Here is a 14,215-nt window from a genome sequence, read left to right as displayed (position 1 = left end):
GTAGGAGCTGACGAGTGCAACGAGGCTGCGATCTTTTGATCCTGTTTTTAAGATCAACATCAAAAGATCGCAGCCTTCGGCAGCTCCTACAGGGTTTCACCTGGCTTAACGGGCGGCGCCGAGTTGGCCTTTTTCGTCGGAGAAGACAATTTCCACGCGACGGTTCTGTGCCCGCCCACGCTCGGAAGCGTTGACGTCCACCGGGTATTCGTCACCGTAGCCTTCGACCTGAATGCGCTTGTCCTCGATACCGAGATCCATCAGCACGTCGGCCACTGCTTGCGCGCGGTCGCGTGATAGTTTGATGTTCTCCTGCTTGCCACCAGTGCTGTCGGTGTAACCCTCGATGCGTACCACGCGTTTCGGATTCAGTTGCAGGAACTGGACAATCTTCAGCACCACGCGATTGGCCGAGTTTTTCAGCTCCGCTTCACCCGTGTCGAACAGCACATCGCCAAGGGTCATCACCAGACCACGATCAGTCTGCGTGGTGGCCAGTGCAACGATCTGTTCTTCCAGCCATTTGCCTTGCTGCTGAACGCTGAGCAGTTTCGATTCACGCAGGGCCAGTTGCAGGCGCTGACGTTCCAGTTCGAGTTTGGCCGCGCGCTCTTCGTTGAGCACCTGATTGGTGTGCTCGCGGGCGATTTCGCTGTAGCGCTGGCTAAGGTAGGCGTAATGCACCACGTCCGAGCCGCTGCCCCAATAGGTCGACAGGCGATCGGCGCGGGCCAGGGATTCACCAGCGCGGATCACGTCTTTCGGCGCGATGCGCAGCACGTTGGAGTCTTCTTTGACTTTCTGGAAGTCAGCACCCGCCTCTTGCAGAGCCGATTCGCTGTGTTGACCGGCGCAGCCGTAAAGGCTGGCGCAACCGGCGAGAATCAGCGCGCCGATGGTTTTGGATTTGAGGCTCATTGGGCATCTCCCAGTTGCTTGCGCAGACGGACGATGCGGGTATTGAGCACATTCACCTGTTCTTCACTTTTCTGGGTCAGCACTTTGGCTTCAGCCAGACGCGCATCCAGCTCGGCCTGTTCGGCACGCATGCGCGCATTCCGATAGGACTCGTCAGCCATATTGCCTTTGGCGCGGTCGTACTTGGCTTCGGCCAGTTTCATTTCCGGCATGTCGTCGGCAGTGGCACCGACAGCCTTGGCCTGGGTAATGGCTTGTTCGGTGAGACGCATTTGTTCGTTAGGTGCCGGATCGCTGGCGCAACCGGCCAGGGCCAGAACGGCCATCGCCGCGAAAAGAGGTCGAATACTCACTAAGAATCCCTACTGTTTTGGGGCACTGACAGGTTGTTGCGGCTGTTGCTGCTGCGCCTTCCAGCGCTCGATATTGCGTTGCAGCGCAGCTTCCGTCAGTCCGGACGCGGGCAATTCTGTCATCTTTTTGGCCAGCTGTCCGCGCAACCACGGATCGTTGCAGGCCGAGTTGTGGGAAACCGCGAGGAACAGCCCCGGGCGGTCGATGGGTTGCTCGAACGCCAGCAGATCATTGGCCATGCCCAATGCCTGCGCGGCGGCCATGCCCGAGTAGCGTCCGGCGAGTACATATTCCACTTCGCCAAGGAGCAATTTCTGCAGGGCCTGGGTGAGGTTGGCTGTCTTGGTCAGGGTCAGATTCTGCTCGGCAAAAGTGCCAAATCCTTGCGTCATTCGAGACTTTTCCGACAGCGCGCCGGCGTGACCGTGCAGGTCTTTCGCTTCGCTGTAAACCAGTGTCGAACCTTTGCGCGTCCACACCAGGTAGTCGTTCTCCAGCAGCGGCGGATAGATGTAGTCGAAGTTTTCCAGCTCGTTGAAGGTCAGCGGCGCGTCGGCGAGCATGTCCATGCGTCCGCTGCGCACCTCATCGACAGCTTGCGAGCGTTTGCCGGCGTAGAGCAGCTCGACTTTGATGCCAAGGTCTTTGGCGACTTGTTGCAACAGGTCGGCACTGGCGCCGATCAACTGCTTAGGATTTTGCGGGTCCTGCCACAGGTACGGAGGCGCGTCGGGGCTGCCGGTGACAACGAGGCGCTCGCACTTGCCAGCGGCCGTGGCCAAACCGGGCAACAGGGCCAAACCCAACAACCATCCGCAGCGCAGATCCATGGCAAAACGCTCCCACTCAAATCCGAGACAAAAAAAAGCCCGACCAACAGGCCGGGCTCTTTATAAGTGAAGCCGCTGGATTAAACCAGCTTCTCCAGCTCAGGAACTGCTTCGAACAGATCCGCCACGAGACCGTAATCGGCCACCTGGAAGATCGGCGCTTCTTCGTCCTTGTTGATCGCAACGATCACTTTGGAGTCTTTCATACCGGCCAGATGCTGGATCGCGCCGGAGATACCGACGGCGATGTACAGCTGTGGCGCAACGATCTTGCCGGTCTGACCGACCTGCATGTCGTTCGGTACGAAACCTGCGTCAACCGCGGCGCGCGAAGCACCGACAGCAGCGCCCAGCTTGTCGGCCAGGGCGTACAGGTGTTTGAAGTTGTCGCCGTTCTGCATGCCGCGGCCGCCGGAAACGACGATCTTGGCAGCGGTCAGCTCTGGACGATCAGACTTGGCCAGTTCTTCGCCAACGAAGCTCGAAGTGCCCGCATCGTGTGCAGCGCCGACTGCTTCAACAGCAGCCGAGCCACCTTCAGCAGCAACCGGGTCGAAACCGGTGGCACGCACGGTGATCACTTTGATCGCGGCGGTCGACTGTACGGTAGCGATAGCGTTACCGGCGTAGATCGGGCGCTTGAAGGTGTCAGCGCTTTCTACCGAGATGATCTCGGAGATCTGGTCAACGTCCAGCTGCGCAGCAACGCGCGGCAGGATGTTTTTGCCGTTGGAGGTGGCGGCAGCCAGGATGTGGCTGTAACCAGCGCCCAACTCAGCAACCAATGGCGCAACGTTTTCCGGCAACTGATGCGCGTAAGCCGCGTTGTCAGCGTTCAGAACTTTGCTCACGCCTGCGATTTTCGCAGCGGCTTCAGCCACGGCGCCAGCGCCTTGGCCGGCAACCAGAACGTGGATGTCGCCGCCGATTTTGGCAGCAGCAGCCACGGTGTTCAGTGTGGCCGGGGCCAGCACTTTGTTGTCGTGTTCAGCAATAACCAAGATAGTCATTTAGATTACCTTCGCTTCGTTCTTGAGTTTTTCAACCAGTTCAGCCACCGACTTGACCTTGATGCCAGCGCTGCGTGCAGCCGGCGCTTCGACTTTCAGGGTTTTGTTGGTGGAGGCGGTGGAAACGCCCAAAGCGTCCGGAGTCAGCACTTCGAGAGGCTTCTTCTTGGCTTTCATGATGTTTGGCAGAGACGCGTAGCGCGGCTCGTTCAAACGCAGGTCGGTGGTGACGATCGCCGGCAGTTTCAGGGAAACCGTCTGCGCGCCGCCGTCGATTTCGCGAGTCACGGCAACGCTGTCGCCCGAGACTTCGACTTTCGAGGCGAACGTGCCCTGACCGTAGCCGCTCAGTGCAGCGAGCATCTGGCCGGTCTGGTTGTTGTCGCTGTCGATGGCCTGTTTGCCGAGGATCACCAACTGCGGTTGTTCCTTGTCGACCACAGCCTTGAGCAGCTTGGCCACGGCGAGCGAGGTCAGATCTTCAGCGGATTCGACGAGGATGGCACGGTCGGCACCCAGAGCCAGTGCGGTACGCAGCTGCTCCTGAGCGGTGGTCGGGCCGATGGAGACGACGACGATTTCAGTCGCAACACCTTTCTCTTTCAGGCGTACGGCTTCTTCTACTGCGATTTCGCAGAACGGGTTCATCGACATCTTGACGTTGGCGAGATCGACGCCGGAATTGTCCGCCTTGACGCGGACCTTGACGTTGTAATCCACAACGCGTTTGACAGCTACAAGAACCTTCATGGATTCCTCGTTACTCTCCGGTGAAAAGAAAGTCGCCTAGGCGAACCTGGCGGTTGATGCTCATCAGGCTAAAAGGGCACCTCTAAAAACGCCGACTCGGGGTGTCTGGTGGCTGCACGGTATGAAGACCTGCGACCGTTCGTCAGGGGCGACCGACGAGTCATGGATCTTCACGCTGTGTAAACTGCGCGCCGGACTGCGCCGCGCATCACCTTTTATTGCCTGTGCCCTGTCTTTAGAGGTGCTCTTGAAACCGCCAGTCTGCCTACGACGAGCGCAAAACCGCCCGTATCTTGACCGGAACGCCTATTCCGGTCAATACAGCAAAATGACCATTCATAAGCCGCGCTTCTTTGATTTCTCTGGGCTGGAGCCGATTCAAACAAACGTTTGTATTGGACGCTCGGAGTGGTGTAGATATAATGCGCCGCCTAGAGAGAAAGGTGGTTTGCCCATTATTACCCTTGACGTTAACGTAAAGGCAATAACGGATGCGACACCGAACCTCCAAATTAGAAAAAAAACTGTGAGCCTTGAGTAGGAGATAGCCTGTGGAACGCGAATACATGGAATTCGACGTGGTCATCGTCGGTGCCGGCCCCGCTGGCTTGTCCGCCGCCTGCCGTTTGAAGCAGAAGGCCGCCGAAGCCGGTAAGGAAATCAGCGTCTGCGTGGTCGAAAAAGGCTCCGAAGTCGGCGCACACATCCTGTCCGGCGCCGTGTTCGAACCACGCGCTCTGAACGAACTGTTCCCGGACTGGAAAGAACTCGGCGCCCCGCTGAACACGCCCGTCACCCGCGACGATATTTTCGTGCTGAAAAACGCCGAAAGCGCACAAAAAATTCCAGACCTCTTTGTGCCCAAGACCATGCACAACGAAGGCAACTACATCATCTCCCTCGGCAACCTGTGCCGCTGGCTGGCCCAGCAGGCAGAGAACCTTGGCGTAGAAATCTACCCGGGCTTCGCCGCTCAGGAAGCGCTGATCGACGAGCAAGGCGTGGTGCGCGGGATCATTACCGGTGATCTCGGCGTCGACCGCGAAGGCAACCCGAAGGAAGGCCTGTACACCCCGGGCATGGAACTGCGTGGCAAATACACGCTGTTCGCCGAGGGCTGCCGTGGCCACATCGGCAAGCAACTGATCAAGCGCTACAACCTCGACAGCGATGCCGACGCTCAGCATTACGGCATCGGTCTGAAAGAAATCTGGGAAATTGATCCGGCCAAACACCAGCCAGGCCTGGTAGTGCACACCGCCGGTTGGCCGCTGGACATCATGGGCACCGAGAACACCGGCGGCTCGTTCCTCTATCACCTGGAAAACAACCAGGTGGTGGTCGGCCTGATCGTCGATCTTTCCTACAGCAACACGTACCTGTCGCCGTTCGACGAGTTCCAGCGCCTCAAGCATCACCCGGTGCTGGCGCAGTACCTGGAAGGCGGCAAGCGCATCAGCTACGGCGCTCGTGCGATCTGCAAAGGTGGCCTGAACTCGCTGCCGAAAATGGTCTTCAAGGGCGGCGCGCTGATCGGTTGCGACCTCGGCACCCTGAACTTCGCCAAGATCAAAGGCAGCCACACCGCGATGAAGTCCGGCATGCTCGCCGCTGAATCGGTAGCTGACGCGTTGTTCGCTGAAAAGGACGGCACTGAAGAACTGACCACCTACGTGGACGCGTTCAAGAAGAGCTGGCTCTACGACGAACTGTTTGCCAGCCGTAACTTCGGCCCGGCGATCCACAAGTTCGGCGCCATCGTTGGCGGCGGTTTCAACTGGCTGGATCAGAACATCTTCGGCGGCAAACTGCCGTTCACCCTGCACGACACCAAGCCGGATTACGCTTGCCTCAAGCTCGCCGCCGACTGCAAAAAGATCGACTATCCGAAGCCAGACGGCAAACTCAGCTTCGACAAACTCAGCTCGGTGTTCATCTCCGGTACCAACCACGAAGAAGAACAGCCTTGCCACTTGAAGTTGAAAGACCCGAGCATCCCGATCAGCAAAAACCTGCCACTGTACGACGAACCGGCGCAGCGCTACTGCCCGGCCGGCGTATATGAAGTGATCACCAAGGAAGACGGCGAGAAGCGCTTCCAGATCAACGCCCAGAACTGCGTGCACTGCAAGACCTGTGACATCAAGGATCCTTCGCAGAACATCACCTGGGTGACACCAGAAGGCGCAGGCGGCCCGACTTACCCGAATATGTAAGTCGAACCGCTGAACATCAAGGCTCCCGAACCGGGGGCCTTTTTGTTGCCCGCAATTCCGCTAGCAACACAAATCCCTGTGGGAGCTGGCTTGCCAGCGATGGGGCCGTGTCAAACGACATCACGGCAAACTGAACCACCGCTATCGCTGGCAAGCCAGCTCCCACAGGGAGTGTGTAAATCCTCAGGCGGCGCGTTCGTCGCCCGGGCTACGCTCGAAATAGCGCTTATATTCGCGACTGAACTGCGACGTACTCTGATACCCCACCCGATGCGCCACCTGCGCCACACCCAAGCCCTCCGCCACCAGCAACGTCTGCGCCTTCAACAACCGCAAACGCTTCAAATACTGCACCGGCGACAACAACGTACTGCGCTTGAAATGCTCATGAAAGGTCGACACGCTCATGTTCGCGCAACCGGCCAATGTCTCGACATTCAATGGCTCGGTGTAATGCGCATGCAGATGACTGATCGACGCCGCCACCCGCGCAAACTGCCCCTGCTGCTCGACCAACGCGCGCAACACATCGGCCTGCGGCCCGCGCAACGCGACAAACAACAATTCCCTTACCCTCGCCGGCCCGAGAATCTGGCATTCCAGCGGATCGTGCAGGCAGCTCAGCAAGCGCTCGACACAACCGCGCATGTCATCGTCGAGCACCACCGAAGTCATCGACTCCGGCGTCTGCGCCGGAATATGCCGCCCCGGCGCCAGCCCCATGGCCAACACCAGCTCACCGAGCAACACCCGATCAATCGCCACTGACACCCCGAGCAACGGCGCATCCGGCAAGGCAAACGTCTCGCATTCGAACGGCACCGGCAGCGCCTGAATCAGGTAATGCCCAGCGCCATACTCCATGGTGCGCGGCCCGAGAAACGCCAGTTTGCTGCCCTGGGCGATGATCATCAGGCTCGGCTCATAAATGTGCGGGCCACGGGCGACGTCGCAACTGGCACGCAACACTTGCACACCGGGCAACCCGGTCGGGGAATAACCATCGCGCAGCGCCAACGGTTCGATCAGCGAAACCAGCCGGGCATTGGCATCAAGATGACGGGTTAATTGCATCAAAGCTCTTCACTGAAAATGGAGCGAAAAAAGGGATGAAAGCATCATCGCAGATCCTTTTGCCAATGCGACCGATCAAACCCGCATGCCGGAGGATTAGGCATGAGACCCGGAGGAATCGTCATGGCCGACCGGTCAGTCAGCGCCCAGAATGCGCCGCCTCACTTGTTCCTGCTTTTGCGAGGTTTCACATGTACACCGCCATCGGCTATGCCGCCCAATCGGCCACCACGCCCCTCGCCCCGATGAAATTCGAACGCCGCAGCCCGCGTGCCGACGACGTCGCGATCGAGATCCTCTACTGCGGCGTTTGCCACTCCGACATCCACCAGGCGCGCAACGAATGGGGCATCGCCGTTTACCCGCTGATGCCTGGCCACGAGATCGTCGGAAAAGTCACCGCGATCGGTGCGAATGTCACCCAGCATAAAGTAGGCGATCTGGTCGGTGTTGGCTGCATGGTCGACTCCTGCCGCACCTGCGAAGCCTGCCAGTCGAACCTTGAGCAATACTGCCTCGAAGGCCCGACCATGACGTACGCCACCCCGGATCGGGTCGATGGCAGCAACACCATGGGCGGTTATTCGGACAGCATCGTCGTCAGCGAGCACTTCGTGGTGCGCATCCCGGAGAAACTGGCTCTGGCCAGCGCCGCGCCGATTCTCTGTGCCGGCATTACCACCTACTCGCCGCTCAAGCACTACGGCGTCAAGGCCGGCGACAAGGTCGGGATTCTCGGCATGGGCGGTCTGGGCCACATGGGCATCAAGTTTGCCAAGGCCATGGGCGCGGAAGTGACGCTGTTCACCCGCTCGGCGAGCAAGGCAGAAGAAGGTCGTCGTCAGGGTGCCGATCACGTGATCGTGTCCACCGACGCCGAGCAGATGAAAGCCGCTGCCGGTTACTTCGACTTCCTGCTCGACACCATTCCGGTGCAGCACGATCTGAACCCGTACCTCGACACCCTGCGCTTCGACGGTGTGCACATTCTGGTCGGCCTGATCGAACCGATCGATCCACCGGTACACGCCGGCAAACTGGTGATGAGCCGTCGCGTTTTGGCTGGCTCGTTGATCGGTGGCGTCGCCGAAACCCAGGAAGTGCTGGATTTCTGCGCCGAACACAACATCACTTGCGACATCGAAATGCTCGACATCCGCCAGATCAACGAGGCTTACGCGCGCATGATCGCCGGCGACGTGAAGTACCGTTTCGTGATCGACATGGCGACGCTCAAGGTTTAAACCTTCAAGCCAAGCTCTGCCGAGAGCCGGGCTGTGACCCCTTTGATCAGGGGAATCAGCTCGGCCATTTTTTCCAGCGGCATGTACGGCACGGTGCTGGCGATACTGATCGCAGCAACAATGCCTTTGCTCGCATCGCGAATCGGCGCCGCCACACAGCGGATCGACGGTTCGTTGTCTTCCAGATCGAACGCGTAGCCACCGGCGACGTACTCGGTCATGCGCTGCTCAAGCTGTTCCCACGACTGCTGGGGATGCTGCGGCCAGAACTGACTTTTCCCACCGGCCGGCAGGCTGATGTCGTACAGCCGCTGCCAGTCTTTCGGCGAGTCATCGAGCATCAATGCCTTACCGATCCCGGTGCGTGCCAGCGGCATGCGATGGCCGACCCGCGAACGCATCTCCGGGCCATTGCGCCCCGGATTCTTCAGCAGGTACAGCACTTCATCGCCTTCACGAATGCCCAAGTGCACGGTGTCACCGGTCAGCGCCGACAACTCGTCCAGATACGGCGCGGCCAGGGTCACCAGCGGCAATTCTTCGCGTGCCTGAAAACCCAGTTCAATCAGCTTCGGCCCGAGCAGGTAACCGACTTGCGGCACCACGCGCAGGTAACGCTCATCAACCAGGCAACTGGCCAGACGATGGGTGGTACTGCGTGTGGTGCCGATCAGCCGGGCAATTTCCTTGAGATCGCGGGCGCCACTGGCCACCGCTTGCACCACACCCAGGCCGCGCAACAGCGTCTGGGTGCCGGTGGGCGCGGCGTCCTTGGTTTTTTCCGGAGCGTCTTCCTGCATATCCAGCCTTTACCGTTGAGCGAGGGAACGGGCGGCATTATGGTCGCCCGACGCAGACCACTACAACTCGATACGCTCGACCTTGCCGACCAGCAGCACGTAGGACAAAGCACCGATCAATGCGAGAACCGCGATATAGGTGATCGCCGGCGCGAACGAATCGCCGCTGGCGAGGAAGCCGATGACGATCGGCGTGGCAATCGCCGACAGGTTGCCGATGAAGTTGAACACCCCGCCGGTCAGCCCGAGCAAGCGTGCCGGCGCCAAGGTCGATACCAGCGACCAGGTGATCGAGGCCAGACCGTTGCCGAAGAACGCCAGCGCCAGAAAGGCAATCACCAAAGGCGTCGACTCAACGAAGTTGGCGCCGATGATCGACGTAGAAATCAGCAGCCCGCCAATGATCGGCAACTTGCGCGCAAAGCCGACGGTGTAGCCGCGACGGATCAAAAAGTCGGAAAAGAACCCCGAGCACAACACGCCAACGAACGCTGCGAGAAACGGCAGCGACGCGAGCAGGCCGGACTTGATGAAGTCCATACCGCGATATTTCACCAGGTAGGTCGGGAACCACGTCAGGAAGAACCACAGCGTCGAGTTCAGGCAGAACTGGCCGAGGTAGATGCCCCACAATTTGCGTTTGGTCAGAACGATACCGAGATCGGTCCAGCTGAATTTGGCTTTGACCTTGGCCGATTCCTGCTGAATATCAACCAGACCACCGCCCTCGCGGATCAGGTCGATTTCGGCCTCGTTGGCGCCTTTGAAATCCCGTGGCTCGCGATACACCGCGTACCAGATCGCCGCCCAAATAATGCCGACGGCGCCGGTCGCGACGAACACCATGTGCCAGCCGAATTCGTGTTGCAGCCAGGCCAGCACCGGGGTCAGGAATGCCAGGCCGACGAATTGCCCGGAGGTGTAGAAACCGATGGCCGTAGCGCGTTCGCGTTCGGGGAACCAGGTTGTTACAACGCGGCTATTGATGGGATAGGCCGGTGCTTCCAGCGCACCGACGGCCATACGCAGAACGAACAGCGCGATGAAACTGGCGGCGAAACCCAGCATCACCGTGGCAATAGACCACAGCAGCAGCGCGACGCTATAAAGGATGCGCGGCGGCACGCGATCGACCAGCCAGCCGCCGGGGATCTGCATGGCGGCGTAAGTCCAGCCGAACGCGGAGAAAATCAGGCCGACGTGAATCGGATCGATGCCCAGCTCACTGGTCAGCGCTGGCGCGGCAATCGACAGGTTGCTGCGGTCGAGGTAGTTGATGACCACGGTGATAAACAGCAACACCATGATGAAAAACCGCTTGCGGCTGGGCGTGACTAAAGACGCCTGCCCGGTGAGGGTTTGCGGTTGCATGGGGAGAGCCTCTTTTTATGTTTATTGAGGTCGGCCTGAGGCCTGATCGTTCCCACGCTCCGCGTGGGAATGCAGCCCGGGACGCTCTGCGTCCCAAAAGCGGACGCAGAGCGTCCATTGAGGCATTCCCACGCAGAGCGTGGGAACGATCTCATCGGGTGTGTCAGGCAGGAATCACCACTCGGCAAAGCTTCCATCGGCATGGCGCCAGATCGGGTTGCGCCAGCGATGGCCGACCGCCGCGCGTTCGATCACGTACTCCTCGTTGATCTCGATGCCCAACCCCGGCCCGTTCGGAATCTTCACGAAGCCTTTGTCGTAATCGAACACCCGCGGATCTTTCACGTAATCGAGCAAATCGTTGCTCTCGTTGTAATGGATGCCCAGGCTTTGCTCCTGGATAAACGCGTTGTAACAAACCGCGTCCAGTTGCAAACACGCTGCCAGCGCAATCGGCCCCAGCGGGCAATGCAGCGCCAGCGCGACGTCGTAGGCTTCGGCCATGTTGGCGATCTTGCGGGTTTCGGTGATGCCGCCGGCGTGGGAAGCATCCGGCTGAATGATGTCGACGTAACCTTCGCTCAACACGCGTTTAAAGTCCCAACGCGAGAACAGCCGCTCACCGAGGGCAATCGGCGTGCTGGTCAGCGGCGCCAGCTCTTTCAACGCTTCGTAGTTTTCGCTGAGCACCGGCTCTTCGATAAACATCAGTTTGTACGGATCGAGTTCCTTCATCAGTACCTTGGCCATCGGTTTGTGCACGCGGCCATGGAAGTCGACACCGATGCCGACGTTAGGCCCGACCGCATCACGCACGGCGGCGACGTTGGCCAGCGCCAGATCGACTTTCTCGAAGGTATCGAGAAATTGCAGCTCTTCGGTGCCGTTCATTTTCACCGCAGTGAAACCACGGCTCACCGCCTCTTTCGCCGCACGCGCGGTGTCGGCCGGGCGATCGCCGCCGATCCACGAATACACGCGAATCTTGTCGCGCACCTGACCACCGAGCAGATCACTCACCGACACCCCAAGCGCTTTGCCCTTGATGTCCCACAGCGCCTGGTCGATACCGGCCAGCGCACTCATGTGAATCGCGCCGCCACGGTAGAAACCGCCGCGATACAGCACGGTCCAGATGTCTTCGATGTTGCGTGGGTCTTTGCCGATCAGGTAGTCGGACAATTCTTCGACGGCGGCGGCAACGGTGTGCGCGCGGCCTTCGACCACAGGCTCGCCCCAACCGGTCACGCCCTCGTCGGTTTCGACCTTGAGGAAGCACCAGCGCGGCGGCACGATGAAGGTGGTGAGTTTGGTGATTTTCATCTCTGCTCTCTTTTTGTAAATGCAGCTCTTATTAGATGCAGCGCACGCAGCGCCAAAAAAGTCTTAGCGAAGGGCCTTCCACGCGGCCACGTAGGCCTTGGCATTCACCGCCACTTGCTCCGGGGTCATGCCCGGCTTGAACAGGCCGGAACCGAGGCCGAAACCTTTCACGCCAGCGTCGATGAACGCCTGCATGTTGTCCGGGGTGATGCCGCCGACCGGCGCCAGCACCGTCCCGGACGGCAACACCGCGAGCCAGGCTTTGACGACCGCCGGGCCCATCTGCTCGGCCGGGAACAGCTTGAGAATGTCCGCGCCCTCCGCCAGCGCCGCGAATGCTTCCGTTGGCGTGGCAACACCCGGCGACAGAAACAGCCCCGCCGCTTTTGCTGCGCGTAAAACCTTGGCATCGCTGTGCGGCATGACGATCACTTGGCCGCCGGCCTCTTTCACCAACTCAACCTGTTCCGGCGTCAACACCGTGCCAGCACCGATCAGGCAATCGGCGGGCAAGGTCTTGCGCAGGATGCGGATACTTTCGTACGGCGAAGGGGAATTGAGCGGTACTTCGATGACGCGAAATCCGGCCGCATACAGGACTTCTCCGACAGCGGCAGCTTCCTGCGGATGCAGGCCACGCAGAATCGCGATCAGACCGTTTTGCGCCAATGCTTGCTTGAGCATGTCAGGCCTCCAGTCAGGGTTAACGGGATGAGGAATCGATCAGTCCGGCAGCCAGCGCCAGTTGCCACAAACCACGCTCGGTGGCCTGCTCGGCCAGCGTTACGTTGGCGAAACCGCAGGCATCCAGCGCGCGGCTGTAGCGCGCACAGAGTTGCGCGTTGCCAATCAGGATGATCGAAGGAAGATTGAGATTGTTACGGCGACGGCGTTGCGCGCCAGCCAGTGCTGCCAGTTCATGGCCGATCATCAGGCCGGACAGATAATCCGCCTGCGCCGTCGGGCTCAGTTCGCCGGTCAGGCCCAGGGTTCGGGCACTGAACAAGGTCGACAGCACGCCGAGCTCGCCGTCCGCCGACTGCGCGATCTGCACACCGCGGTCAAACGCCTGAGCATCGAACGCCGCGCCTTGCTTCAGGGTCCGGCCGAGAATGCTGTGCTCACTGAGCACGGCGAACACTTCGCCGGTCATGAACGTGTCGAAATGAGTGATGCAGCCATCGACCACGTCCACCCATTTCGAGTGACTGCCCGGCAGCCCGATCAGCAGATCAGCGCCCGCCTCGACCGGCAGATTCTGCAGGACGCCGAGCACTTGGGTCTCCTCGCCGCGCATCACATTCGGCAAGTGCGAACGCTGAATCACGCCCGGCACGATATGCACCCGCGTGCCGCGCAGACTGACAATTGTTTGTAGGGAGTTTCCGAGATTGGCGACGTTTGCCGGCGTATCGCAGTAGGCCGCTTCGCGCCAGCCCTGCGCACTGCCGACCATGCCGCAGGCAATCACCGGCAGATCCGGCTGCGCATCGAGCCAGTCGCCGCACGCGTCGTCGAAGGCCAATTCAAAACCATCGGCGCATTCGCGACCGTTGATGATTCGCGGGGTCTTGGGCAACTGCATGATCCCGGACGACAGCGTGCGCTGCTCCAGCACCACACCGCCCGCCGCGAGTTTGTAAGCACGTAATGAGGTCGTCCCCCAGTCGAGCGCGATCAATTGCGCCAGCATCGCTTCACCTGTTTTGTTTTTGGCAGTGAGTGCGATGGACTATAGACCTCTCAGACTGGAAATCTCAATATGTAATTTTGCATCCCATATTATGGGATATCGTCTATATCGCCAACGATCCCAGCCCCTCCTCAAACAGAAACAGCTTAAAAGTTTCAGAATGATCCGAGCCAAACACATGAGTATCCCCCTGAGCATCACTCAGGCCTTCCTCTTCGCGGCCATCTGGTCGCTTGATCATGTACCTGACATTCGCCTTGGGATGTTGGGTGCGAGTATCGAAAATGCGGAATTTTCCATTCAGAGGTGCAAAAGAGCTCAACAACCCGCTGTAGGGCATGCTGCTGCACGCTCCGCCATGAACAATAATGTTCCCGCCGTGGTAGCGTTTATCTGTAATGCATATCTGTTCAAACATCAACCACGATAATGGCTGTACTTCTGGCGGTAGAATTACATATTCCGGCGCGGTAATTTCATGCTGAACTTCTTTTATGACCCGAGAGATCGGGATATACATAATCTTTGAATAGCAAGCATTGTAGAACGTAGCAATAGTTGTCGTCCAGCAAGGTATAGTCCTGCCCTTTCAACATTGAAAGCAGTTTTTCCTTTCTGATGAACAAAGAACT

The 14,215-nt window shown here is 59.3% G+C and carries 15 protein-coding genes; 3 read left to right on the top strand and 12 right to left on the bottom strand.

The features are described 5' to 3' along the window. Positions 1-105 precede the first annotated feature (105 nt). From PMI37_RS23090 to PMI37_RS23070, 5 genes are all read right to left on the bottom strand, one after another. Positions 106-918 (bottom strand): OmpA family protein, encoded by an 813-nt coding sequence (locus tag PMI37_RS23090; RefSeq protein ID WP_008085532.1) that lies wholly within the window; start codon positions 916-918, stop codon positions 106-108. Then, the gene (locus PMI37_RS23085) at positions 915-1,271 is read right to left on the bottom strand and encodes a DUF4398 domain-containing protein (protein ID WP_177323332.1); all 357 of its coding nucleotides are present in this window, start codon (positions 1,269-1,271) and stop codon (positions 915-917) included. Before PMI37_RS23085 ends, PMI37_RS23090 begins: the two co-directional genes overlap by 4 nt. 9 nt (positions 1,272-1,280) lie before the next feature. Continuing rightward, the gene (locus PMI37_RS23080; protein WP_008085527.1) at positions 1,281-2,102 is read right to left on the bottom strand and encodes a substrate-binding periplasmic protein; all 822 of its coding nucleotides are present in this window, start codon (positions 2,100-2,102) and stop codon (positions 1,281-1,283) included. A gap of 80 nt (positions 2,103-2,182) precedes the next feature. Then, the gene (locus PMI37_RS23075) at positions 2,183-3,112 is read right to left on the bottom strand and encodes an electron transfer flavoprotein subunit alpha/FixB family protein (RefSeq protein ID WP_007908340.1); all 930 of its coding nucleotides are present in this window, start codon (positions 3,110-3,112) and stop codon (positions 2,183-2,185) included. Then, positions 3,113-3,862 (bottom strand): electron transfer flavoprotein subunit beta/FixA family protein, encoded by a 750-nt coding sequence (locus PMI37_RS23070; protein WP_007908338.1) that lies wholly within the window; start codon positions 3,860-3,862, stop codon positions 3,113-3,115. It lies immediately after the preceding gene. A gap of 121 nt (positions 3,863-3,983) precedes the next feature. On the opposite strand from PMI37_RS23070, the gene PMI37_RS31915 reads away from it, so the two are divergent. Beyond that, positions 3,984-4,403, top strand: coding sequence for a hypothetical protein (locus PMI37_RS31915; protein WP_157173108.1), 420 nt, complete (start codon positions 3,984-3,986; stop codon positions 4,401-4,403). 10 nt (positions 4,404-4,413) lie between these two features. Further along, on the top strand, positions 4,414-6,078 hold the full coding sequence (locus PMI37_RS23065) for an electron transfer flavoprotein-ubiquinone oxidoreductase (RefSeq protein ID WP_008085524.1): 1,665 nt from the start codon (positions 4,414-4,416) through the stop codon (positions 6,076-6,078). 183 nt (positions 6,079-6,261) lie between these two features. Here PMI37_RS23065 and PMI37_RS23060 read toward each other — a convergent pair whose 3' ends face one another. After that, a complete protein-coding gene (locus PMI37_RS23060; protein WP_008085522.1) occupies positions 6,262-7,152 on the bottom strand; it encodes an AraC family transcriptional regulator in 891 nt (296 codons plus the stop codon). Positions 7,153-7,343: 191 nt separating this feature from the next. On the opposite strand from PMI37_RS23060, the gene PMI37_RS23055 reads away from it, so the two are divergent. Beyond that, positions 7,344-8,396: an NAD(P)-dependent alcohol dehydrogenase gene (locus tag PMI37_RS23055; protein WP_007908332.1), complete on the top strand. Its 1,053-nt coding sequence runs from the start codon at positions 7,344-7,346 to the stop codon at positions 8,394-8,396. Here the strand turns inward: PMI37_RS23055 and PMI37_RS23050 are convergent. From PMI37_RS23050 to PMI37_RS30970, 6 genes are all read right to left on the bottom strand, one after another. Beyond that, the gene (locus tag PMI37_RS23050) at positions 8,393-9,196 is read right to left on the bottom strand and encodes an IclR family transcriptional regulator (protein ID WP_008085521.1); all 804 of its coding nucleotides are present in this window, start codon (positions 9,194-9,196) and stop codon (positions 8,393-8,395) included. The two genes, PMI37_RS23055 and PMI37_RS23050, sit on opposite strands and share 4 nt — an antisense overlap. Positions 9,197-9,256: 60 nt before the next feature. Beyond that, complete coding sequence (locus tag PMI37_RS23045) at positions 9,257-10,567, bottom strand: MFS transporter (RefSeq protein ID WP_008085520.1); 1,311 nt, start codon at positions 10,565-10,567, stop codon at positions 9,257-9,259. Positions 10,568-10,741: 174 nt separating this feature from the next. After that, a complete protein-coding gene (dgoD, locus tag PMI37_RS23040; RefSeq protein ID WP_008085519.1) occupies positions 10,742-11,890 on the bottom strand; it encodes a galactonate dehydratase in 1,149 nt (382 codons plus the stop codon). A 63-nt stretch (positions 11,891-11,953) separates the two neighbouring features. Beyond that, positions 11,954-12,574, bottom strand: a complete 621-nt coding sequence (locus PMI37_RS23035) for a 2-dehydro-3-deoxy-6-phosphogalactonate aldolase (protein WP_008085516.1) — start codon at positions 12,572-12,574, stop codon at positions 11,954-11,956. A gap of 19 nt (positions 12,575-12,593) precedes the next feature. After that, a complete protein-coding gene (locus PMI37_RS23030) occupies positions 12,594-13,583 on the bottom strand; it encodes a 2-dehydro-3-deoxygalactonokinase (RefSeq protein WP_008085515.1) in 990 nt (329 codons plus the stop codon). Between the two features lie 103 nt (positions 13,584-13,686). Beyond that, positions 13,687-14,103, bottom strand: coding sequence for a hypothetical protein (locus PMI37_RS30970; protein WP_052635308.1), 417 nt, complete (start codon positions 14,101-14,103; stop codon positions 13,687-13,689). Between the last annotated feature and the right edge of the window lie 112 nt (positions 14,104-14,215).

Origin of the sequence: Pseudomonas sp. GM80 (genome assembly GCF_000282515.1) — a bacterium.
Lineage (GTDB): Bacteria > Pseudomonadota > Gammaproteobacteria > Pseudomonadales > Pseudomonadaceae > Aquipseudomonas.
The sequence above is the reverse complement of the archived record's forward strand: the minus strand, read 5'-3'. Positions and strand labels throughout refer to the sequence as shown.